Origin of the sequence: Novacetimonas hansenii (assembly GCF_014843995.1) — a bacterium.
GTDB classification, from domain to species: Bacteria; Pseudomonadota; Alphaproteobacteria; order Acetobacterales; family Acetobacteraceae; genus Novacetimonas; species Novacetimonas hansenii.
In genome coordinates this window covers 3,264,928-3,287,643 of the sequence record NZ_CP062147.1, presented here as the reverse complement: position 1 = coordinate 3,287,643, position 22,716 = coordinate 3,264,928, and the positions used below count along the sequence as shown (strand labels likewise).

23 protein-coding genes and 1 pseudogene are annotated in these 22,716 nt (G+C 58.6%); 9 read left to right on the top strand and 15 right to left on the bottom strand.

The window, feature by feature from the left end; translation table 11 throughout:
- Positions 1-86: 86 nt before the first annotated feature.
- The 4 genes and pseudogenes from IFJ82_RS14365 to IFJ82_RS15800 form a co-directional block, all read right to left on the bottom strand.
- Positions 87-512 (bottom strand): annotated as a pseudogene (locus IFJ82_RS14365) (chromosome partitioning protein ParB); the annotation flags it as partial.
- Positions 451-720: a hypothetical protein gene (locus IFJ82_RS14360; RefSeq protein WP_225578692.1), complete on the bottom strand. Its 270-nt coding sequence runs from the start codon at positions 718-720 to the stop codon at positions 451-453. The gene IFJ82_RS14360 and the pseudogene IFJ82_RS14365, both read right to left, overlap by 62 nt.
- 67 nt (positions 721-787) lie before the next feature.
- Complete coding sequence (locus IFJ82_RS14355) at positions 788-1,132, bottom strand: hypothetical protein (RefSeq protein ID WP_225578691.1); 345 nt, start codon at positions 1,130-1,132, stop codon at positions 788-790.
- A 29-nt stretch (positions 1,133-1,161) separates the two neighbouring features.
- Positions 1,162-1,512 (bottom strand): hypothetical protein, encoded by a 351-nt coding sequence (locus tag IFJ82_RS15800; protein ID WP_225578690.1) that lies wholly within the window; start codon positions 1,510-1,512, stop codon positions 1,162-1,164.
- Between the two features lie 304 nt (positions 1,513-1,816).
- On the opposite strand from IFJ82_RS15800, the gene IFJ82_RS14345 reads away from it, so the two are divergent.
- Entirely contained in the window at positions 1,817-2,203 is a 387-nt protein-coding gene (locus IFJ82_RS14345) for a hypothetical protein (RefSeq protein WP_040510580.1), read from the top strand.
- 337 nt (positions 2,204-2,540) lie between these two features.
- On the opposite strand, the gene IFJ82_RS14340 is transcribed toward IFJ82_RS14345, so the two are convergent.
- Complete coding sequence (locus IFJ82_RS14340; protein WP_048858932.1) at positions 2,541-3,116, bottom strand: hypothetical protein; 576 nt, start codon at positions 3,114-3,116, stop codon at positions 2,541-2,543.
- Positions 3,117-4,359: 1,243 nt separating this feature from the next.
- Between IFJ82_RS14340 and IFJ82_RS14335 the strand changes: the two genes are divergently transcribed.
- Positions 4,360-4,572 (top strand): hypothetical protein, encoded by a 213-nt coding sequence (locus IFJ82_RS14335; protein ID WP_003618805.1) that lies wholly within the window; start codon positions 4,360-4,362, stop codon positions 4,570-4,572.
- Positions 4,573-4,598: 26 nt separating this feature from the next.
- On the opposite strand, the gene IFJ82_RS14330 is transcribed toward IFJ82_RS14335, so the two are convergent.
- The 4 genes from IFJ82_RS14330 to IFJ82_RS14315 are packed head-to-tail and all read right to left on the bottom strand — an operon-like array spanning position 4,599 to position 10,849.
- Positions 4,599-7,733, bottom strand: coding sequence for an efflux RND transporter permease subunit (locus tag IFJ82_RS14330; RefSeq protein WP_003618803.1), 3,135 nt, complete (start codon positions 7,731-7,733; stop codon positions 4,599-4,601).
- Complete coding sequence (locus IFJ82_RS14325) at positions 7,733-8,767, bottom strand: efflux RND transporter periplasmic adaptor subunit (RefSeq protein WP_003618801.1); 1,035 nt, start codon at positions 8,765-8,767, stop codon at positions 7,733-7,735. Before IFJ82_RS14325 ends, IFJ82_RS14330 begins: the two co-directional genes overlap by 1 nt.
- Positions 8,764-10,206 (bottom strand): TolC family protein, encoded by a 1,443-nt coding sequence (locus tag IFJ82_RS14320; RefSeq protein WP_012813328.1) that lies wholly within the window; start codon positions 10,204-10,206, stop codon positions 8,764-8,766. Before IFJ82_RS14320 ends, IFJ82_RS14325 begins: the two co-directional genes overlap by 4 nt.
- Positions 10,199-10,849 (bottom strand): cation transporter, encoded by a 651-nt coding sequence (locus tag IFJ82_RS14315; protein ID WP_010516881.1) that lies wholly within the window; start codon positions 10,847-10,849, stop codon positions 10,199-10,201. Before IFJ82_RS14315 ends, IFJ82_RS14320 begins: the two co-directional genes overlap by 8 nt.
- 73 nt (positions 10,850-10,922) lie before the next feature.
- Between IFJ82_RS14315 and IFJ82_RS14310 the strand changes: the two genes are divergently transcribed.
- Positions 10,923-11,321, top strand: coding sequence for a MerR family transcriptional regulator (locus tag IFJ82_RS14310; protein WP_003618791.1), 399 nt, complete (start codon positions 10,923-10,925; stop codon positions 11,319-11,321).
- A 265-nt stretch (positions 11,322-11,586) separates the two neighbouring features.
- Here the strand turns inward: IFJ82_RS14310 and IFJ82_RS14305 are convergent, their stop codons facing one another.
- The 6 genes from IFJ82_RS14305 to IFJ82_RS14280 all read right to left on the bottom strand — a co-directional run bounded on the left by IFJ82_RS14305 (position 11,587) and on the right by IFJ82_RS14280 (position 16,235).
- The gene (locus IFJ82_RS14305) at positions 11,587-12,666 is read right to left on the bottom strand and encodes an ArsO family NAD(P)H-dependent flavin-containing monooxygenase (RefSeq protein WP_003618723.1); all 1,080 of its coding nucleotides are present in this window, start codon (positions 12,664-12,666) and stop codon (positions 11,587-11,589) included.
- Between the two features lie 8 nt (positions 12,667-12,674).
- On the bottom strand, positions 12,675-13,373 hold the full coding sequence (gene arsH, locus IFJ82_RS14300; protein WP_003618725.1) for an arsenical resistance protein ArsH: 699 nt from the start codon (positions 13,371-13,373) through the stop codon (positions 12,675-12,677).
- Between the two features lie 21 nt (positions 13,374-13,394).
- Positions 13,395-14,690 carry an arsenic transporter gene (locus IFJ82_RS14295; protein ID WP_275403443.1) on the bottom strand — a complete coding sequence of 432 codons (1,296 nt, stop codon included), beginning with the start codon at positions 14,688-14,690 and terminating at the stop codon, positions 13,395-13,397.
- The gene (gene arsC, locus IFJ82_RS14290) at positions 14,690-15,112 is read right to left on the bottom strand and encodes an arsenate reductase (glutaredoxin) (RefSeq protein WP_048859140.1); all 423 of its coding nucleotides are present in this window, start codon (positions 15,110-15,112) and stop codon (positions 14,690-14,692) included. The genes IFJ82_RS14295 and arsC overlap by 1 nt, the downstream gene beginning before the upstream one ends.
- Positions 15,109-15,462, bottom strand: coding sequence for an ArsR/SmtB family transcription factor (locus tag IFJ82_RS14285; RefSeq protein WP_003618728.1), 354 nt, complete (start codon positions 15,460-15,462; stop codon positions 15,109-15,111). The genes arsC and IFJ82_RS14285 overlap by 4 nt, the downstream gene beginning before the upstream one ends.
- A 77-nt stretch (positions 15,463-15,539) precedes the next feature.
- Positions 15,540-16,235, bottom strand: a complete 696-nt coding sequence (locus tag IFJ82_RS14280) for a VIT1/CCC1 transporter family protein (RefSeq protein WP_035379753.1) — start codon at positions 16,233-16,235, stop codon at positions 15,540-15,542.
- Positions 16,236-16,398: 163 nt separating this feature from the next.
- Here IFJ82_RS14280 and IFJ82_RS14275 point away from each other — a divergent pair, with 163 nt between their 5' ends.
- From IFJ82_RS14275 to IFJ82_RS14250, 6 genes are all read left to right on the top strand, one after another.
- Positions 16,399-17,001, top strand: coding sequence for a cytochrome b (locus tag IFJ82_RS14275; RefSeq protein WP_003618731.1), 603 nt, complete (start codon positions 16,399-16,401; stop codon positions 16,999-17,001).
- Positions 17,002-17,165: 164 nt separating this feature from the next.
- Positions 17,166-18,386, top strand: coding sequence for a chromate efflux transporter (gene chrA / locus IFJ82_RS14270; RefSeq protein ID WP_003618732.1), 1,221 nt, complete (start codon positions 17,166-17,168; stop codon positions 18,384-18,386).
- A 312-nt stretch (positions 18,387-18,698) separates the two neighbouring features.
- Positions 18,699-19,901, top strand: coding sequence for a DUF932 domain-containing protein (locus tag IFJ82_RS14265; protein WP_146892212.1), 1,203 nt, complete (start codon positions 18,699-18,701; stop codon positions 19,899-19,901).
- A gap of 82 nt (positions 19,902-19,983) precedes the next feature.
- Positions 19,984-20,424 (top strand): hypothetical protein, encoded by a 441-nt coding sequence (locus IFJ82_RS14260; RefSeq protein ID WP_003618738.1) that lies wholly within the window; start codon positions 19,984-19,986, stop codon positions 20,422-20,424.
- Positions 20,411-21,457, top strand: coding sequence for a DUF7146 domain-containing protein (locus IFJ82_RS14255; protein WP_003618742.1), 1,047 nt, complete (start codon positions 20,411-20,413; stop codon positions 21,455-21,457). Before IFJ82_RS14260 ends, IFJ82_RS14255 begins: the two co-directional genes overlap by 14 nt.
- A gap of 323 nt (positions 21,458-21,780) precedes the next feature.
- A complete protein-coding gene (locus tag IFJ82_RS14250; protein ID WP_048858928.1) occupies positions 21,781-22,707 on the top strand; it encodes a DUF2493 domain-containing protein in 927 nt (308 codons plus the stop codon).
- Positions 22,708-22,716: the final 9 nt, after the last annotated feature.

Below are 22,716 nucleotides of genomic sequence, written 5' to 3'. Positions count from 1 at the left end.
CGGCTTCCACTCCGGCGCGATATCGCTCCAATACAAAAGGCGGCTCCCGGAGACCGGAAGCCGCCCATGATATTCATCGACAGATCTCACTCGGCTGCGACCGCATCATGACTATCGGTCATACGCGCCGCCCCTTCTTCCCTTTCAGTTCGCTCCGGCACGTTCGCCGTCCGCAGAGCCTCGGGCAGCCAGCCGGCGCCCTCAAGCAGCCTTTCGGCCGCCTGCGCCATGTCGTTCTTTTTCAGATGTGCAATACGCTCGGCTGCCTCACTTCCCCGCGCCTCGCGCACGGCTTCGAGAATACGGGCCTTGGTGACGCGGCCCAGATAGTTCTCCACCGTCGGCTGCCAGCCCGCTTCGACCAGATCAAGCGTAAGCGCAGTGGCGAGGCGGTCGGCTCGCGCCAGCCGTTCCCTGACGCTGCGTGCCAGAGACGGGCCATGGGACGATTCATGCAACGCGTTGATCCCGAAAGACAGGCAATGCGCCAGCAGGGCCAGACGGCTGGTTGATCGGATCGATTCCGACATCGACGACCAGATGCCATACCGCGCCGATCAGATGAATCGTCGCGATGGCGGTGACCAGCATGATGAGCGCAATCAGGGTCAGAATGATCGCCTGTTCAAAACGCTCGTAGAATGTCAGGCCCCTGAACAGCTTGATGAAGCGGGACCAGTCCCTGCTCTGCCAGGAACGTTTCATGGAGAGGTCTTCCATAGCCGTTTTCCCATCTATGAATTGAGTTATAGTTCCTACGTCGTGGCCCTTCCGGCGCACATCCGGTTCAAAGCCGCTGCCAGCGTGGCAGGCGACAGGACAATGTTCTGGCATGGTCTCGCACGGCCTTTGGCAAGATCGATGTCAGCTGGTTTTCGAGGTCTCCCAACGACCAGCCCAAGGCCTTGGCCATGTGCGTGCGGTCGGCGACAGGCAGGAGTTTTCGGACCACGGCGACGGTCGTCGCTTCCGGGTCTGACGCGGTTCTCCAGCGAGAAACCCGATCGTTAATCCGGTGGTCGGCCGCCCGACGCATGAGGCCGTCATATCCCTGGTTTTTTTCCTGGTCGCCGAGATAGTCGGCCAGCAGGACCGCCAGCTCTGTACCGATCCGAACGGTCGGAAGCGACATAATTCTGTTCGGCCTGTCCGTGTGAAGAGTCATGATGCAGTCCTCAGGCTGGCGCGCGTGTCGCCCGAGGTCAGAGCCGTCGCATCCAGAGGGCTGACGCTCAAGCCCGAAACAGTGGCGGTGACGTCGACATGCACGGACCCGAACAGATGCAGGAGAGCGGCCTGAGGCGTATAGGCGCCCTTGACGGCTGCGGAGGTCCGACCGTCTATAAGGATCGGGTCGACAAGGACCGGGCACCCTGACTGGCGGCCTAATATCTCGATGGCGCGGGCCAGTGGCATGGATGGAATATTCACCGGCTGCTTTTCTGTCTCGCACGACAGCACATCATGCGGCGCATGAGCCGATGCCTGCGAGGCCATTCCGACCAGCAGCATGAGGACGAGACCGACAGCGAGGTGTGGTCTCTCCCTCTGCCGAAGGCGCCGAGGTTGCTTGGCCGTCTGTTCCGCTCGCTCGGTCTCTCCGGCGGAATGCGACCAAACTGGCCTCCTCGTCCCAAGTGAACGGGGCACCGGGGGATGGTTATTCCAATAGTGCTGAAGTGCCTTCAGGTTGAGAAAATGGATAAAACTCGACATCTCCCTGTTCTCTCTGCTTTCGACCTCACCTTCAGAGACGCGGGGCCTCCGATGGAAGGCCCCGCTCCACCCTCTCATTCGTGCGGTCGTTCCAGAAAAGATGGCGCTTCCGCTCGGAGAAGGCGTTTCTGATCTACCCGGCGCGGTCAGTGCCTTACGCCGCGACCGGAACTGGCGGTACGGCTCTTGCCCGCATGGGGAGACGGAACGCGAGATCAGAAGCCAGGGGATCACACCCGGCAGGGGCGACCGCGCCCGCCTGGACCTGGCGTTCCAGCGTGGAGCGAAGTCTGATCCCCGGTATACCGGTATGGGCCACCAGAGACGTCAGCGTCACGCCACGTCCGTCATGACCGAGGCGGCGGAGCACGGAGAGGACACGCGGAGCGAGCGGATCGTCTCCGAAAAGGGGGCGCGTTACCATGATACGCCTCCCTCCAGTCGGTTGCGCCATCTCCGGGCGGCTGTACGCAAGGAGCGGCGATAGCGGGAATAAAGTCCTTTCAGTGTCGACATCCACATCCTCCGATTAAAGCAACATGGACTTCAGTTGTCTGGCTCACAGAGCCTATGCCGGACCCGATGGCTTCCAGCGAAAGCAAGATTGGAAGAGATGCTTGCCTCGTCAAGGGGACACGAAATGCAGATCCTTTTTCATGGATAATTTTATTATTTATATTTGTATTTATTTTTTGTGGCGGTGTTGCGGACGGAAATTACAGGGGTTTTGTTGATATTCGTTAAACATCATGGCGATGATCACAGAAAATCAATATATTTTCCTTCTATGATGGTGGCCCGGGGTTTTCCGGCCACCACCTGTTTTAGAGAGCGCTTCCAGCGCGTCCGTTTGTCGGGACTTCCATCCGCGTCTCGACGGCGGGCGTCAGAGCCGTGGAAACAGTCTTTTGACCTCCGGGATTGTCAACTGCCGTCGGCGCGGGGAGCGTCGCACAGGACTTGCTTCCGGTGCGTGACACATGAACGATTGGCGCCGCCTGACCGTTTGATGTGATCGTGATCGTCTGCGTACAGGCGGTGGGTCCACCGGTGCTGACCGCCTCGAAACGCTGCCAGGACATGCTCTGTTTCGGGAGGTCATGACCAACAGCTGGAACGGCGCGCAGGACGCCGTCCAGCCGCGAGCCCAATGTCCGATCGACCGCCTCCATGAGAGCCATATTGCGTGCCATCATGCGATCAACGGCCTCGAACATGATGTCGATATCAGGCATTGCCGCTGTCGTTGCGATGCCCTGGACCGGGACCAGGATACCGACCTGGTGTCCCCGTGCATCAACGACGCGCAACGTATCCTGAGCCTGCGCAGGCAGGGCAGCCGCGCCGCAGGCCAGTGTAGCAACAAAGACGCCAGCCTGAAACATACGAGAAAAATGCATTTTGGAATCCTCCGTGTCTGTTAAGCAGTGTCGGACGACGGCAGGAATATGGGCTGGGTAAATAGCGCCAGCAAGAGGTGGAGGAAGACTACATTGATCGTCTGATCCGGATATGAGCGTGTATAGGCGTCCACACCAGAGGGATCCGGATCGGTCCACACCGTCTCGTCGCATTCGCAGTCCGGGCTACCGACCCTTCGGCTTACGGCCGCCACAGACGATGTCATCACCGCGCGCTCCACACCACTCCGGATCGCCGCACGCAGCACCCGTCGCCCTCTTCTCGATGGCCAGCCTATAAGGACGGGCAACGTCGAGCACATGCGCTGCAGGCCAGAAATTGCTCCCATCTCCCACATAGGCGCAGGTCCCATTTGCACGAAAAATCTCGATCAGCGGTGTGATGAGCCCCTGCTTTGCCCTCTCGTGAACCTGGGGAAGCCGCACCACCGAAGCGCGGATAGAGACGATATGCGCGATCGTGCAGTGGCAATGTCAGTAACGTTTTGGTCTGCCACGTCCTTGGCTGATTGAGTTTTCGCATGTGCAGCATGGACGGATCTCAGGTATTACGGCGACCAATTCTCCAATGTGGATGGTCGTTGTCAGGGAGTCCAGCCAGATCAGGATCGATCATCTCACGATCCGCAACCCGGCCTCGTGCAGCAGACTGTCTCGATGACCGATCCCGTTGCTCCAGTAACATCAACGACCCCGCATATTCATGATGTGACCATAACAGATCTGACTGCGATAAATGCCAAGACAGCCGGCGTTGGGTTAGGTTTGCCCGAGGCAGCGATTGAGGGGATGTACTTGAGACATGTTCGGTTATCGGCCCAGAAAGGCCTTCAGCTTAGTCATGTTAGCGGACGTTCCTTTGGAGGCACGCTCACAGTCCAGACGCCTCCACTTCTTCAGTGTGGATCTGCTGTGCACATGGAGGGATCAGGCCTGTGCTGTCCGGATGAGAGACGCGTTCATGAATGGGTTTTTACTCGACATAATTGACCGTCTGTCGACTCAGAAAAAACAAAGCAGACAGGCGGCAGTCGCCTCATGTCGGACATAAAAGTGGGTTGGCTCGCCTTTCGCATAACGGACATAGTCCGCGCAGTCCCCCGCTATCACTTGGAGCCGAGAGTGGGGTGATCGTTATGGGAAATAACCAGCAAGAATACAGGCGCTTAGGTTGGCCGTAGCAAGACACGCCCGAAGCCACTGGGCAGGGAGTATAAATCATTTGGATCGGGCAACGATGCTTTCGGTTTTCGGCCTTGACACGATGATGTTCGGTGCGGGCGGCAATCCAGATTTTCTGGACAGCGTCAAGATTCATGAAGGCAATTCCGAACCCAACCAGAAGGTCGAGCCAGACCGAATGGTGGCCGAGCGTGATACGGAAGCAGTTTTCATTCTGGGTTCTATTGGCATATCGGACATAATCTTCAAGTAGTTCTGTGCAGCAGTGGCCCATACCTGTCACTTGAACAAGGTTTCCGGAACTCCCGTTTCGTTTTCAGAAAAACTACCAAATTTGACAGCAAGAATAGGCAAAACAAACAGGTTAAGTATCATTGATGTCATGAGCCCTCCAAGAATGACAGCTGCCATAGGTCCTTCGATTTCCCGCCCAGGCGCATTCATATCAACAGCCAGAGGCGCCAGTCCAAGCGCCGTAACGAGCGATGTCATGAGTACGGGGACGACGCGGTCTCTGGCCCCCCGGAGCGCTGTTGTTACTCCCCATGTGAGATGTTCCCGCTCGACCAAAGTCTCAAAATGCGAAATCATCATCACCGAATTCCGAAGCGTAATCCCGAATAGAGTAACGAAGCCGACTGTTGCCCCAAGAGTTAGCGTTGTGCCGGAAACAATGATTGCCAGAATGCCGCCGACAAATGCGAAGGGAAGATTGACGAGTATCAGAGCGAGATTGCGCCATCCTTGTGTGATTATTGAGAGCAGAATCATGACCGCTATGGCAGCGAGCCCGGAATTTATAAACAGTTCCTTGCGTGATTGTGATTCAGCTTCCGCTGCGGATGTAAATTGAACGTAGGTTCCAAGAGGCAGTTTGATATTTTTTGCTATAGCCGTGCGTGCGTCCTGAACGAAAGATTGAGCTGATCGTCCTGTAACATTTGCGGTGACAGTCTGTGTTCTCTGTGCTCCCAGATGTGACACCTGATAGCGACCGTTCGTCTCATATATGTCTGCGACAGCGCGGAGTGGTACGTAGTTTCCGTGAACAGTATGCAGTGGCAGGAAGCCGACAGACGCAACATCATTACGACTTGCGTCATCAAGACGAACCATAACATTAAAAGCCGCAGAACGCTCGTATATCTGCCCCACGGTTTCACCCTGCCAGGCTGTATGGATGGATCGGAGTACATCCGCCGACCGAAGCCCCCAGCGCTCCAGATCAGCAGGGCGTAGCCGAATAGCAAGTTCCGGAACACCAGGGGGTGCTTCTATCCGGACATCTGTTGCGCCATGTATCTGATGCAACATGCGGACAATATTATTTGCCTGGATATCCAATACATCCAGATCATCGCCAATAATATTGATTGCCACAGCCGAAGACGAACCAGAAAGGGTTTCGTTTACGCGCATCGTCAAAAAACTACTGACAGAAAAACTGGCCCCAACGAACCCGTCAAGCGCTTTGCGAACGCGGGCATCAATCTGTCGGGAAGCCTTCCCATCCACCTGATTCAAATCAACCTCAAACTCGCTGGTATGTGGTCCAGACGTGTCCTCATCCAGCGAGGCGCGTCCGACTCTCTGAGCAACCGAACGGATTTCGGGAAGCTGACGAAGTTTTTCTGTAACCTGTCTACCTAATTTCAGAGACTGTTCCAGGGAAGTCCCCGGAGCAGCCGTCATATGAATGATAAGGTGACCTTCCTTGAAATCAGGAATGAAATCGCTTTCAAGGAATGGAAGGGCCGCAAACCCTATCAAGGTGGTCAGGATCATCCCGCCTATAACAAATCGGGGATGGCGCATTAATCTGGCCAGAAGACGTTCATAAGCTCTGGCGGTCCATCCTGCCAGGGGGGGCTCTCTCCGGGTTTCTCCAGGCGTCGCCAAGAGCCATGCGCAGAGTGCAGGTACAACGGTTACAGCAGCGGCAAGAGAAGCCATGACCGCAAGAACATAAGCTGTTGCCAGTGGAGCAAACAGTCGTCCCGAAAGTCCGGGAAGGGCGATGACAGGCAAGAAAACGATAATGACAGCAAAGGTCGCGTAAACCACTGCACTGCGGACTTCAACGCATGCATCGAGTACGACGCGCGCTGTAGATGCGGGCTGGACCAGAAGCCGGTTTTCACGCAATCGGCGTGTAACATTTTCGACCCCGATCACGGCGTCATCCACGACCTCGCCGATGGCGATAGCAAGCCCCCCCAGGGTCATGGCATTCAAAGTAACCCCGAGTGTCTCCAGCAACGACAGGGCTATCAGAATAGCCAAAGGTATGGTGGCGCAACAGATTGCAGCGGTTCGCAGGTCAAAAAGGAAAAGAAAGATTACGACAACCACCAGAAAACCGCCCAGAAGCAATGCTTGTGTGGCATTCCCCAATGCGGTCGTAATGAAATTGGCGGGTCGGAACAGGTCAGCATGCAATGTAATCCCCTGTCCCTGCAATTGCGGGCGGAAATCGGTAAGTGCCGCCTCGATTTCCCGGGTCACAGCCATCGTATTGGCACCGTACTGTTCCCATATATTAACCACAATGCCTGTCTTTCCCTCGATACTGGCCGCGCCGAAGGCGGGAATAGGGGCTTCAGTTACAGTGGCAATACTGCCCAGTGTGACAGCACCATTATCAGAGCGGACAATCACAGTGCGGGCCAGACTTTCTGGCGTCAGGGCCTGACCGTCAGACTGAAGAACGACTCTTTGGTTCGGGGTATCAATAAAGCCGGCCCCCTGTATGCCAGTTGCTTCCTGGGCAGCCGCAAGGACGTCATCAAGTCCGATATGATGCAAGATGAGTTGGTCTGGATGTACCTGTATCTGGAGTGACCGACGCTCCCCGCCAAACACACTGACTCCAGCCACACCAGGCAACGCCAGCAGACGCGGCCTTAATGACCAGTCAGTAAGCGTGCGCAACTGCATGAGGGACTGTTGTTCCGACGTCAGACCAATCACCAGTACCAGACCGGCGGATGAGGTCAGTGGCGTCATAGTCGGAGCATGAACACCGGCTGGCAATTGCTGTGCAACAACATTCATTTGTTCCCCGACCAGTTGCCGGGCGCGATAAATATCGGTCGATGTCGCAAACAGGACGTTGACGACTGACAGTCCCTGAATCGAAGTCGATTGCACGCGCTGAATACCCGGGAGGCCGCTCAGGGCAATTTCCATTGGGCGACTAACCAATGTTTCGACCTGTTCCGGCGTAAAACCAGCGGCTTCGGTCTGGATCGTGACCCGTGGCGGAATGAATTCCGGAAACACATCATAGCTGGCATGTCTCAAGCCATACAGGCCATAGAAGAACAACAGACATGCGGTTGCGATAACCACGCCCCGGAAGCGGATCGAAAACCCGATAATAGCTGCCTGAAGGCTGAAAGAACGTCCCGTCATCAGTCGTCATCGCCTCCTGATTCAAGCTGAGCTCGGAATTCTTCAGACAGAAGTAATTGCGTACCCCCTACGACGATTTGCGTTTCGTGTGTGATTTGTCCTGGAGTATCTTGGATCAGGTAGCCACCTTCTCGGTCCGGCACGTCGGTCGTAAGGGGTAGGCGTGTAAATTTTCCGTGTCCGTTATCACGGTATATCCACGACTTACCTTGCAGCCAGATAATAGCTGATGCAGGTATCCGGATACCGGGACGTTCCTCTTCGGTAGGCAGGAGAACGGAAACATTCATGCCCGCGACAAGCTGACTTTCAGCCGACGCAAAATAGAAAAAGCTACGCCCCTGAATAGCAGGATCGGTCATGGTTACAGGAGACAAATAGTGGAGCATTGTCCCGTGTCCACCCGTGTTTCCATAATCGGTCACATCCGCCTGACTTGGTGGGGTTGGTAGATCCGTATCTGGTGGAAGGGTCACCTTGACCAAGACCACTTGTTGTTGAAGTAACTGTGTAATGAAAATTGTATTTTTTTCGGTAGCGTCAGATATGACCGAACCAAATTGCTGTCTGATAATATTAAGTGCGTTATTCACCCGGACCTGTTCTGCTTTTACCATAGCTGAGTTGGACTGAAATCTGGCTGTTGTCTCCTGGAATTGTTCCTGAGAGATATTCTGCCGGTCGCGATACAGTCCTTTGTCACGATCGAGTTTCGCACGGGCAAGCGTCTGCTGTGCCTGCATGCTCTCCAGCCGCGCTTTCATGTCAGCATAATCACTAACAAGAGTGATAAGTTGTGTTGCGTTCAGAACGTAACCATAGGCGGGAACCAACTTTCTCCAAGGCACGATGCTGGGTCGTGCAGAAGCGATGCCACTCTTCGTAACTGCTTCCGGGGAGACCGTCACGGTCGCCTCTGCGCCAAGAACCGAAACTGGTGGATCATCATCATCTGCAATAGCAATGTCCGCCACGTTTAGAACTAGGAAGACAGAAAGACCTACAAGAGGCAGCCAGAAGGCCCTCGCTTTCATGGTGAGTTCCTTTGGTTATTTTCAAGCAGGCCGGAAACCTGCGCGGCACTGGTGTGATCAAAAATGGGCTGCTGCATGCCATCTTCGATCTGACCTATGGCTTGCCGTTGCTGAATTTCTGCTTCAAGAAGAGCGGTCTCTGCTTGAATCTGCTCTATATGAGTCATAACCATCGTTGGTCGGTCGATTGCGCCTGACTGAAGGCGGTGCTGCATCTGGTTCAGCCTTACCCGTACGGTTTTGGCAAGTTCATCCGCCTGTAGCAGAATTGATGTCGTGCCGCGGTAATTGGCCGTAGCCTGCGAGATGGACTTAAACACCGTGTTCTCTGCACGCCGGAGACGAGCCGCCGCCTCATGCTCCTGCCCAACAGCTTCAGCTATGGGGCCTTCGTTCTGATTGAAAATCGGAATTTGCAGAGAGGGATTTACCTCAAAGCGATTTGAAAAATCCCAGTTATAGGAGGGACTGATGGTGACATCGGGATAGCGTCGGGAAACTTCGACCCGTAGAGCCTGTCGGGCGGCGTCATAAGACGCAAGAAGTTCCCGCAGATCCGCGCGTTGCATTACGGCTTGGTATCTCATGTCCTGTGAATCGCGGTATTCCATGAGGTCGGGACAGACATCAAATGCTTTTGTATCAAGAGCAATGGAATCAAGTGCTTCGGCAGGAACCCCGATTGCTCCTGCCAGAGCTGCCTTACGGACGGCATACTCGCGCCGCAGATCACTGACAGACAACTCGGCATGGATCATTTCCGTCCGTACCTGCGATATTTCGAGAGCGGATGCTCGCCCCTGATCAAAACGTGCCTGTTCCAGGGTAAAGAGTTCGCGTTTAGCTGCCGCAGTCTCTTCCACAAGCTTGAGGCGCCCGGATACAGCCCAGACGCCGAGAAGAGCAGACCGCGTGTCGCTGCGTAGTTTCCATGCAGTATTGATGACTTCCCATTGCGCGACGGCAGCCCGATATCTGGCTTCTTTGATACGGTGATAACGCCTGCCGAAAAATTCGATCAGTATTGACGCGCCGTAGCCGACGTAATGAGCCGATGGGCCACCCAGCACCGTGAAACTGGGATTGGGCAGTTGACCGGCTGTCTTGATTCCAGCGCGAGCCGTTTCCAGTTCAGCTTTAGCTACAAGGATATCGGGATGAAAATACAAGGTAGCAAGCGTCAGGCGAGTGATGCCCCATGCGTTTTCCTGACTCGATACGTTTGGTCCGAGAACTTTTGTAATGAATTCTTGCAATCCGGCATCCGTAAATTGACGGCTGGAAAATTTCTGGACATCTGATTCCGGCGAAATATTTGAGTGATCACTATTTGTACAGCCACAGAGCAGGGGAAAAATCAGGAGAATGAATGCCGCATTATAGCGTGTGCGTCTCCTTACCTGCTTAATATATTCTAGAGTATTATATGATTTATACATTGATATGTCGTGATATATCTGATTTGTTATCTGTTAGTTCTACTCTCGATTGTCGCATAATCTGCACACCTCCACTAATACCAAGCATCGCAAGGATGGCAGCTACCGCAATATCCGGCCACGCAGAACGAGTGCCAAACACGCCCAGAGCTGCCAGCACAACGGCAACATTTCCGATCGCATCATTACGAGAGCAGATCCATACAGAACGGCGGTTGGCATCACCTTTCCGGTGTGTCCATAATATGAGGGCACAGGCCAGATTGACCGCGAGGGCAAGCAGACCAATGCCGCCCATTGCGTCTGGGTGAGGCGGATGGTTGCTGTTCATTACTATCCACCCAGCATTGGCCATTACCCATAGCCCAGCCATGAACAGGGTCAGGCCTTTCAGAAAGGCCGCGCCAGCTCGCCATCGCAATGCCATTCCGGCAACACTGAGGCTTATTGCGTAGTTGGCGCTGTCGCCAAGGAAATCAATCGCGTCCGCCTGTACGGATGCAGATCCAACCGACACGCCAGCCCCAGCTTCAACGGCAAACATGCTGGCATTGAGAAAAAGCGCGATCAGGAGCGCTCTCCGCCATGATTTATTGATTGGTAGCGGCGTATCTGTGCATCCACCACAGCATCCTCCTGCCATCCAGTGCCTCCCTGACGAATCATCTGTTTTAATGTATGCTCCCTGTAGCAACTACAGGGTCAAGAGGCAGGGAATGCGATCGATTGGTGCCTTGGGGAAGGCGACGAATACCAAAGTCGAGACGATCCGCTATTACGAACGGATCGGTCTTCTGGCTCCGCCACAGCGGACCGATGGCAATTATCGCACTTATGATGATGAGGCACTCGCGAGACTGTCTTTTATTCGTCGATCTCGGGATCTGGGTTTTTCATTAGACCAGGTAAGAGCTCTATTATCCCTAACGGATCAGGGAACCCAGGATTGTAAGACAGTTGATAGAATTGCTCGTGACCATATGGCAGAAATTGAGCGCAAAATTGCGGATCTCATCGCATTGCGCCATGAACTTTCTACGATGATAGAATCATGCGGGGGAGGTAATATTTCAGAATGCCGAATTATTGAAGCACTTTCTCCGTTTGATAATTAGTTCTCCTGACTTTTTTCGCAGCCAGTCGATTCTGCATTTGACGGAAGATTACCCGAAATAGTTATACGGCCTCATCCTCACGTGTCAGAATCTGAAAAATCCTCATGGAAAATTCAAGGACTATACGTGCTCCCATGGTGGCAGTTTATGATCAGGCCAGTTCTGAAGCAGACATTCGGCTTCCCCCCCTAGTCCGCCTGTCTGCTCAGTGATGTAGGAGCAGACAGGCGGCAGTCGCCTACATGTCGGTCGTAAAGAGAGTCGCTCAAGGTTTTGGTAAGCGGACATCCTGTGTCGGCGACGCAAGCCAGCCCGCCAGTTGCCGGACCATGGATCTCGCGACACGGCCCGCCCCCAGGAGGGTTGCGGATGCGGGGCCGCACCAGGAACCATACCCCAGCAGCCACAGGCGTGGCTCCCTGATGGCCTGCTGCCCGTTCACGTGAATCAGCCCGTCCGGCTCGATCACGTCGAGTGGTGCAAATGCAGAGAGCGCGGGACGGAAGCCTGTACACCAGATGATCGCGTCAATGGCTTCTTCCCGCCCGTCGGGCCAGACGACGCCCGTTGCCGTCATGCGCACGAACGGCCGTACCGCGTGGAGTACGCCGCGCGCCTTGGCGGCCCGCACGGGTGGCACCATGACGATATCGCCAAAGCCTCCTGTCGGCATGGCGCCGGCGTTGCCCAAAACACGTGCGGTCGCCCGTTCGAACAGAACCCGTCCGTCCACATCGTCGGGCAGGAATACCGGATCCTCCAGCGTCACCCACGTTGCGTTCGCGAGCAGTGACACTTCCGGCAGGATCTGCGCCCCGGAATTGCCGCCACCGACCACGAGCACGCGCCGACCGGCAAAAGGTGCGGCGCTCTGATAGTGCGCGGAATGGATCTGCGTCCCGCCAAAGAATTCATGCCCCGCGACATCAGGAACGAACGGGACCGACCATGTGCCGGTCGCACCGATGACGGCACGGCTCAGAAAATCGCCCGCGTTTGTGCGGATATTCAGGAATTTCCCACCGGCCCGTTCCACGCGCCCGACCGTTACAGGACGGCGGATCGGCGGCGCATAGCGCGCCTCGTAGCGGTGCAGATAGTCCAACACCTCGTCACGGGTCGGATAGCCGCCATCCGGCGTGTCTGGCATCGGCCAGCCGAGCAGCGAACTGTAGGACGCGGGTGAAAACAGATGCAGGGAGTCCCAGCCATGCACCCATGCACCACCCGCCTGCGTCCCGTTATCAAGAATGACGTAACGCAGTCCGGTCCGTCGTAGAAAATACGACGCGGCGAGGGCCGCCTGACCGCCTCCCACGATCACAACATCGAACTGTTCCGCCATTGCCCGGCTCACAGACTTTCCGGGAGACGGAATTCCGCCTTGCGTTCGCTGTAGCGATCAACGAGGTAGTCGGCCCGGTCGCGCAGCAGCCATGTGAACTTCATCAGCTCCTCCATGACATCTACCATCCGGTCATAGAGGGGAGACGGTTTCATCCGGTCGTCGTCACCGAACTGGGTATAGGCCATAGGCACACTGGACTGGTTGGGGATGGTGAACATCCGCATCCACCGGCCCAGCACCCGAAGGGCATTGACGGAATTGAAGCTCTGCGATCCACCCGAAACCTGCATGACGGCCAGCGTGCGGCCCTGCGTCGGGCGGATCGAGCCTTCGAACAACGGCAGCCAGTCGATCTGGTTCTTGAACACGGCAGTGATGTTGCCGTGCCGTTCGGGGCTGCACCAGACCTGACCTTCCGACCAGATCGAGAGTTTCCGCAGTTCCTGCACTTTCGGATGGGTCGCGGGCACGGAATCCGCTACCGGCAGGTCGGTCGGGTCGAACACCCGTGTCTCGGCGCCGAGGACTTTCAGAATGCGCTCTGCCTCCAGCACCAGCAGGCGGCTGAACGAGCGGGGACGCAAAGAGCCATAGAGCAGAAGGATACGCGGCGGATGGTCCACACGCGGTTGCGGTTCCAGCCGCGCGAGATCGACCGGTTCAAGATACTCCGGATGCAAGGCTGGCAGCTCAGGTTCGGTCATATATATCGGTCCTGTCGTGTATTACGGGTGACTGATCCGGGGCAGCCATAGGGCCAGCGCCGCGAGTGTTGCCAGCAGGACGGGCGGGGTGATCACCAGTCCGACCTTCATATACTGCCTCCATGTGACCCGATGATTTTTGGATGCCAGCACATGCAGCCAGAGCAGTGTCGCGAGACTGCCGATCGGCGTGAATTTCGGCCCGAGGTCGCAGCCGATGATGTTGGCATAGACCATCAGGTCGCGTGTCAGCGGCGTGATGTCGTGAGCCTGCTGGATCGCCAGTGCCCCGACCAGCACACTCGGCATATTGTTCATGATGGACGACAGAACAGCCGCCAGAAAGCCGGCGCCGATGGTGGCGATGAACGGCCCCTGATGGCCAAGCCAGACCAGTGCGGCCGCAAGGTGGTCGGTCAGCCCGGCATTGCGCAGGCCATACACCACCAGATACATGCCCAGCGAGAAGATCACGATCTGCCATGGTGCGCCTATCAGCACCTTGCGAACAGGGATCACCCGGCCATATCCGGCGACGAGCAACAGGGTTCCGGCGGCCAGACAGGCTACAACACAGACCGGGATATGAAACGGCGCTGTCAGGAAATAGGCCGCCAGAACGAGGACCAGCAGCGGAAATGCCGCCCGAAATACATGGTGGTCACGAATTGCCGCAGCGGGTGCTGGCAGTTCGGCGACGGGATAGGTCGCAGGCACCTGCCGCCGGTACCACAGCCAAAGCACAGCCAGCGTCGCGCCCAGCGCCACCAGATCGACAGGGACCATGATCGCGGCATAGCGATCAAACGCAATGCCAAAGAAATTGGCGCTGACGATGTTCACCAGGTTGGAAATGACAAGCGGCAGGCTGGTGGTATCCGCGACGAACCCAGTGGCGATAATAAAGGCCAGCGCCGCGCCATGGCTCAGGCGCAGTTGCGTCAGGATAGCGATGACAATGGGCGTCAGCAGCAGCGCCGCGCCGTCATTGGCGAAAACCGCTGCAATGGCCGCTCCCAGCACCACGATCAGCGGGAATAGCGTCCGGCCTCGCCCTTTGCCCCAGCGTACGACGTGCAGGGCGGCCCAATGGAAGAACCCTGCCTCATCCAGCAACAGCGAGATGACGATCAGCGCGATAAAGGTGAAGGTCGCGTCCCAGACGATGTGCCAGACGACAGGAATATCGTGCCAGTGGATGACATCGGTCGCCAGTGCCACGGCGGCACCGGCCATCGCACTCCAGCCGATGCCGAGACCCCGTGGCTGCCAGATGACGAAGACCAGCGTTGCAATGAAAATGGCGAGGGCCAGCATCAGACGATCCGCTTTCCGGCCTCATCCACGATCTTCTCGCCGTCCTCCCTGGCGAATGCGCCGCGCTGTGGGGAGGGAAGAATATCCAGCACCGTTTCGGACGGACGGCAGAGCGCAACACCGAGTGGCGTTGCGACGATGGGCCGGTTGATCAGGATCGGGTGTGCGATCATGGCGTCGATCAGCGTATCATCGCTCAGGGCCGGATTATCGAGGCCGAGCTCGTGAAAGGGCGTGCCCTTTTCCCGCAGGACCGCGCGCACCGGAACCCCCATACGGGCGATCAGATCGAACAGTTCCGCGCGGCTCGGTGGGGTTTTCAGATATTCGATGATCCTGGGCTCCTCGCCGCTATTGCGGATCAGTGCCAGCACGTTGCGCGACGTGCCGCAGGCCGGATTGTGGTAGATGGTGACGGTCATGGGCAGGAGGCCGGGCTCGGGCTGCAGGAAGACAGGTTCGCGATCAGGGGCGCGCAGAGTTCGGGGCTGCCCGCACAGCAGTCCCTGACGAGGAAAAGCATCAGGTCGCGCAGGCGCGGAAGACACGCACGATAGACGATCAGCCGGCTGTGGCGCTGCGAGGTCAGCAGGCCGGCACGGGTCAGGGTGGCAAGATGGGCCGAGATCGTGTTCTGCGGGACATCGAGATGCCGCGCGACGTCTCCGGCGGGTAGTCCGTCCGGTTCGTGGCGCACCAGCAGGCGGAAGATCTCCAGCCGCGTGGACTGGGACAGCGCGTTGAGGGCCGAGAGTGCGGATTCTGTATCCATAAATCGACGATCACAGATATATGGGATGAAGTCAAGACTACCCAGGACATGCCTCGTTCAGAGCTTGGAACGCGGCTTCACACGCCGAACAGGCGGCCGATCCCGCCCGTGACGATCATTGCCACAATACCCCAGAACGTCACACGCAGTGCTGGGCGCAGAGGCGCTGCGCCGCCGGCAATCGCGCCAACGACCCCCAGAACAGCGAGAACCACGACGGACGTCAGGGACACGCCCCAGGACACCCACGCCACGGGCGTCAGAACCGCCGCCAGCACAGGCAGTAGTGCTCCGGATGAAAAGGCGGTTGCTGAGGCGAATGCCGCCTGTATGGGTCGTGCCGCCGTGGCTTCGGACAGACCCAGTTCATCCCTTGCATGGGCACCGAGCGCATCATGCTTCATGAGGGCAACGGCGACCTTGCGCGAGAGGTCTTTATCCAGCCCTCTCTTCTGATAAATCCCGGCCAGTTCGGTGACTTCGCCCTCCCAGTCCGTGACCAGTTCCTGTTTCTCGCGGGCGATGTCGGCGTGTTCGGAATCGGCCTGGGAACTGACCGAGACATACTCGCCCGCCGCCATGGACAGGGCGCCCGCGACAAGCGCGGACAGTCCCGCGACGAGAATGCTGCCGCGTGTCGCATGAGAACTGGCAACGCCGACGATGAGGCTGCCGGTCGACAGCGTTCCGTCATTGGCGCCGAGAACAGCCGCACGCAGCCATCCCAGTTTCTCGACGGCATGACGTTCGGCCAAAGGATGGAGACGCGACATAAGATGACCTGCTGCTTCTGGTGAATACAAATAAAGGTTAAGATGCATCATTTGCCGCGACAACAGATATTTCATTCTGATATTGCGAGTTATTTTCAATATTGTTTATGTTTTAGGAAAATCTGTTCTGTTCAGAATCCTGTCAGGTAAGCATGATACGGAAGTGGATTCAGGGTTCTTTTTTGCCGAGACGTATATGCCTTATTCAACGCCGGACATCACAGATAGCCTGCTGCGTTACGACAGGCCGACGATCATCCTTCACTGGATGACGGCCTTTCTGGTGCTGCTTCAGTTTGCTCTTGGCGAAACCTGGAACTGGCCAACAAAACCCGTCCATCATCTGATGGTGGTCGCGCATCTGACAGCCGGCATCCTGCTGACCGCAATTATGGTGTTCCGCATTGTCTGGCGTCTGACGAAAGGCCGGCATCTGTCGGACCTTCTCGTGCCTGTGGACCGGGTATTCGCCCTTGGAGCAGAGTACACGCTCTATGTGCTGCTTCTGGCGGAAATCTTGCTGGGCTATCTCTGGCGATGGGGTGCCGGGCAGACGATGAGTTTTTTCGGCCTCCTGATTCCATCCCCGTTCGCGCGGTTCCCGGCGGAAACCGTGACGTGGTTTCAGACGCTACATTACTGGAACGCCTGGTTGATTATGGGTCTTGCGACAGGCCATGGCGCGGCGGCGCTTTTTCATCAGTTCGTCCTGAAGGACAAAGTTCTCGGGCGCATGTTGCCGCAGTGTTTCTTGCTCCGTCAGTGAGGCGGTCAGTATCCTGTCTGATTGTATGACTGGGCACACCGTGATGCTGGGTCGCCAACAAGCCAGAAGTGATGATTTTTTTGTTGTCATCAGCAGCTCCACATGAATGCCGGTTCATGGGAATTGTCTCCTGTCGAACGGGAAAATAAGAAAGTATCGACCCAATGACGATCGTGCCGCGTGGCGTGGGACCAGAAAGACCGGGGTCGGCTCTTGAGGTGCTCCTCATCTTTCTCAGGCTGGGCGTCACCTGCTTCGGCGGGCCGATCGCGCATATCGGGTATTTCCGGGACGAATTCGTCGTCCGACGCCGGTGGCTCAATGAGCGCGCCTATGCCGATCTCGTCGGGCTGTGTCAGTTCCTGCCCGGTCCCGCGAGCAGCCAGGTGGGATTTTCCATTGGCCTGATGCGGGCCGGTTATGCAGGCGGTTTTGCGGCGTGGGCGGGGTTCACCCTGCCTTCGGCACTTATACTGGTCCTCTTCGCCTATGGCGCGAACGCGCTTGCCGGCCCGACTGGTGCAGGCCTTCTGCATGGACTGAAACTCGTCGCCGTCGCCATCGTCGCACAGGCCGTATGGGGCATGGCGCGCACGCTGTGTCCGGACCGGACGCGAGCTTCGATCGCGGTCACGGCCGCGCTCATCGTTCTGTTCGCCATCTCACCGCTTGCCCAGATCGCGGCCATCGTTCTCGGGGGCCTCGCCGGCTTGTGGCTTTGCCGCTCTGTGCAGACGTCAGATGGCGAGCATATTACAGTGCCCGTATCGCATCGTGCAGGGATCGTCGCACTGGCTCTCTTTCTGGCGTTGCTCTTCGGTCTGCCCGTTCTCGCCCGCCATGGCGCACCAGAGGGCGTTTCCCTGTTCGACGCCTTCTACCGGTCAGGCGCGCTCGTGTTCGGTGGCGGTCATGTCGTGCTGCCCTTGCTGCACGAGGCTTTCGTGACATCGGGCTGGGTCAGCGACGACACCTTTCTCGCCGGTTATGGCGCGGCACAGGCGGTTCCGGGGCCGCTTTTCACGTTCGCGGCCTATCTCGGCGCGGTCGTCGGGCAATCTCCCCACGGTGTTGCCGGTGCCGCTTTCGGTCTTTTCGGCATCTTTCTGCCGGGCATCCTGGTCCTGATCGGAGCTTTGCCCTTCTGGGACACCTTCCGCAGCCAGCGGGCCGTTCAGGCGACGATGCGCGGCGTCAACGCAGCGGTCGTGGGCCTGCTGGGGGCGGCGCTCTATACACCGGTCTGGACGAGCGCGGTCAGGTCGGCGGCGGATTTCGGGATCGTGCTGGTCGGTTTCGTCCTGCTGACCGTCTGGCGGGCGCCACCCCTGGTGGTAGTCGGTATCAGCGCGCTGGGAGGGGTCGTCATTGGGCAGGCAGCATAATGAAATGTTCAGTCAGCGACGTGCATCGACGCGTGATCGCCATACCGTTTTTCAACGCACACTTCAATAATGGCGCGTCGTTATAAGGGCCATGTTTCGGCCGTTTCCTGTGTAAGTCAGCCAGAAAACGGACAGGCAGTTTACCCCCCGTTGCCGTCGTGATTTCGGCGAGGCTGCGGCCTCGCCGTGTTGCGGAACGAGGGGCAGGGTGTCTCCGTGGTCGGATGGGGTCCCGCGCGGGAAGTAGTCATAGGAGGAAGAGGGTGGTTTCGCCTCTGGTGCCGAATAACCGGTATCAGAGGAGAGTTTTCCATGACCACAACCACCATCCTGCCCCCTGCGTTCCGTGGTGCGGCGTCCGGCGGCTTCCGGATCGATCCTTCGCGCGGGGAGCGTAGTGCCCGCGTCTCGTCCGAATGGTTCTCGCGCCCCGATGACGAGCGGTATCTGTCCCTATCTGATTTGCACGCGGCCACTCTTGGCCGTGCCGAGCGCGCCACGGCCCGCACGGTAGAAAGCCGCGCCATCCGAGTGGAGGCGAGCCGCGACAATGCCGAGCGCCTGACCCTGACCGTGCCGGGGCAGAATGACCCGATTGCTCCCACACACTGGTCCTTTGGCCAGATGTGCAGCCTGGTTGGTGCCCCCTCGTCGTACCTGCGCAATCTTCCGGCTCCGCTGGCGGCAATCAACCTGCAGCACGGGTTGCTGTCGCACCGGGCCGAACTGGTCAAGACGCTGGAAACCGAGGACGGGCGTGTGGAACTGCGCGCCGTCACGGGGCCGGATTACGGCCGCATCTGGGACCATGAGCTGGTTGGGGCGGTGCGCAAGATCGCCGGCGATGGCACAGGTGATACCAACTGGAAGGTGCCGGGTGTGATCGACTGGGCGACCATGACCCATAATCCGTACGTGGACATCACGAAGGAAACCACGACACTCTACGCGTCAGACAGGGACGTTTTTTTATTCCTCGTGGATGATACGCATCCGATCGAGGCGGGACGTCTGCCCAACGGTGATCCCGATCTCTATTTCCGGGGTTTCTACGCCTGGAATTCCGAAGTCGGCAGCAAGAGCCTCGGCATCGCCTCCTTTTACCTGCGCGGAGTGTGTCAAAACCGCATGCTCTGGGGCGTGGAAAATTTCGAACAGATCACGATCCGGCATAGCAAGTTTGCAGCATCCCGTTTCGTGCATCAGGCGACACCAGCGCTACGGAATTTCGCCACGGCCAGCCCGGCCTCGTTCGTCTCCGGCATTCAGGCTTCGCGCAAGGCGCTGGTGGCCAGAACCGATGAGGACCGCGAAAGTTTCCTGCGTCGTCGCGGGTTCTCGAAGCCAGAGACGGCGAAGATCATCGAAACCGTGCTGCATGAGGAAGGGCGCAAGCCCGAGAGCGTGTTCGATTTCGTGCAGGGGATTACCGCACTGGCCCGCACCAGGGCCAATCAGGATACGCGGCTGGATCTGGAAGAGAAGGCCCGCAGGCTGATGGAACGGGCTTCCTGAAAGCCGACTGCACGCTTTTCCGCCAATACGTTTTTACGAGCCCGGCCACCGCGCCGGGCTTTTTCGTTTCGGGAGTTTTCCGATGGCTGATTTCTTCACGCATTTTTCCTGCGTTCTCGATGTGGGCACAGTGGACAATGCCGCAAAGGCGCTCGACCTCTACAATGAATTCATCGACGAACTGGCGGCGGAAGACCCGCCCTCTGACGGTTTTGTCCTGTCGATCGTGCCTGAATATGGTGGCACGAAACTCTGGATGCACGATGAGACAACCGGCGATCCGCATCAGGTGGTGGATTTCGTGCTACGCTGTGCGCGGGCATTCCGGCTGCGGGGGCGATGGGGGTTCCAGTGGGCCAATAGCTGTTCACGTCCCCGGATCGGCGCCTTCAGCGGAGGCGCGCATCTGCTTGACCTTGGCAGGCGCAAGACGATTTCATGGATGACCACCGATCGCTGGCTGGCGATCGCCCTGGACGGAGGCAATCCCGACACAGGAGGGCAGGGCGATGACCTTGCATGACGCGGGCGATCTGGCCCGCCGTCTGGCGGAGAACGCAGAGGCGGTGTGCCGTCGGTATCTGTCCGCTGGTCGTCGTCACGGCAATTACTGGCTGGTCGGTGACGTACGCAACACGCCCGGCCGGTCGCTGTTTGTCCGGCTGCACAACACCGCCAACGGCAGGGCGGGAAAATGGACGGACGCGCAGTCCGCTGAACATGGCGACCTGCTGGACGTGATCCGCGAAAGCCTCGGCCTGGTGGATTTCCGCGACGTGGCCGACGAGGCGCGCGCCTTTCTCAGCCTGCCGCGTCCCGATCCGGTACCGTCGTCACAGGACCGTCCGGCCCGTGAGCGTGGCTCTGCCAGTTCTTCTGAAGCCGCACATCGGCTCTGGGCCATGTCCGGGCCGATCGTGGGTACATCCGTAGAAGCGTATCTCCGTAGACGCGATATTACGCTTTTGCACGGAGCCGGCGCCCTGCGCTTCCATCCGCGCTGCTTTTACCGCCCGGACGAGGACAGTCCGACCGAGACCTGGCCCGCCATGATCGCCGCCGTCACCGATCTCGACGGCACTCTGACCGGTGTGCATCGCACCTGGCTGGCGGCGGAAGGGCGCGGCAAGGCGCCGGTCGATCATCCGCGTCGCGCCCTGGGCGGGCTGCTCGGCCATGCCGTGCGCTTTGGGGTGGCATCCGATGTGCTCGCCGCCGGGGAAGGCATCGAGACGGTGCTGTCGCTGCGGCAGGTTCTGCCCGATCTGCCATTGGCCGCATGCCTGTCCTCGGCGCATCTCGCCGCCCTGATCTTTCCGCCGCTGCTGCGCCGGCTCTACGTGCTGCGCGACGATGATCCGGCCGGGGATCAGGCGCTGGCGACGCTGCACGCCCGCGCGGATGACGCCGGGATCGAGGTGATCGGGCTGTCGCCACGGCTGGGCGATTTCAACGATGATCTCCGGGCGCTCGGACGCGGCGCACTGCGGGCGATCCTGCATCCGCAACTTGCGCCACCGGACGTGGCACGGTTTCTGGAGACTGCCGGCACATGAGCGGGCCGGAAAGAGGGGCGGGCGGTTTCCGTCTTCTATCGGCGGTCCTGTCGTGCCTCCCGTTCGGCAGGTTCGCGCCCCGGCCTTTCAAGTGGGGAGCGGGCGTCAGCCGGGCCGGGCCTTCAATGGCGTGAGCCAGCTATTTTCCGTCGCGCCCCTTTGGGGGCGCTTTACATCGCGAAGCAAAATAGCCGGCCCCCTGCCATCCTTCGCTGTGCTGCGGCCGCGCGCGAGCGCGCGGTTCCGGCCCGTCCCTGGTCTGCCGCTATCCGCCCCCGGAAAGGCCGCGAAGGGCGCGGCCGGAGACCTGGGAGGACCGCATCATGACCCGCACCGATGATTTTGAACCGCCGCACGCCGCTTCATCCACCGCCCATGTGCTGGCTGAACTTCAGATGTATGGCTACCGTCCCTTCGAGGACGAGCCTGATCCAAGGCCGCTGCCCGAAGCTCCGCGCATCGGGGGTGCTGTGGCCGACATCTTCGACGCCGTCGCCGCGACGCTGACTGACACACGGCTGGAACCGGACCTCGAAGCGCTGCTCTGGTCCACCGTGAACATCTTCCACCGCATGGTCGGCCAGGTCGAGCGTGAGCTTGACCGCAACGAGCAGGCGCAGAAACGCAGCCAGCAGGATCAGGATGGCAGCGAGATCCGCTCGGTGGAACTGGAGCGACTGATCGCCGAAGGGCTGACACTGATCGAACGCCGCAACGCCTACGAGATCTTCCGCGACGAGGCGCAGGAGCAGTTCGAGCGGCTGACCCTGAGCGCGTGGCGGCCGAAGACCGGCTCGCTGGTATCGCGGCGGACCATGACGGCCTCTATGATCGACAGCCGTGACTTTCTCAACGCCCGACGCCGCGCCGAGAGCGAATTGCTGGTCCCGCCCGGCCCCAAGGTCGTCGTGACCGGGGGGCTGGACTTCGACGACCATATCCTGATCTGGGACCGGCTGGACAAGGTCCGTGCCAAGCATCCCGACATGGTGCTGCTGCATGGTGGTTCGCCCAGGGGCGCGGAGTTCGTCGCGTCTCGCTGGGCTGATCACCGCGAGATCGTGCAGATCGCTTTCAAGCCGGACTGGACGAAGCATGCCAAGGCCGCGCCCTTCCGCCGCAACGACGCCATGCTCGATACCTTGCCGATTGGCGTCATCGTCTTTCCCGGAACCGGTATCCAGGAGAATTTGGCCGACAAGGCGAAGCGCCTCGGTATCCCGGTCCTGCGGTTCGGAGGCGGCGCGTGAGCGCCGTCT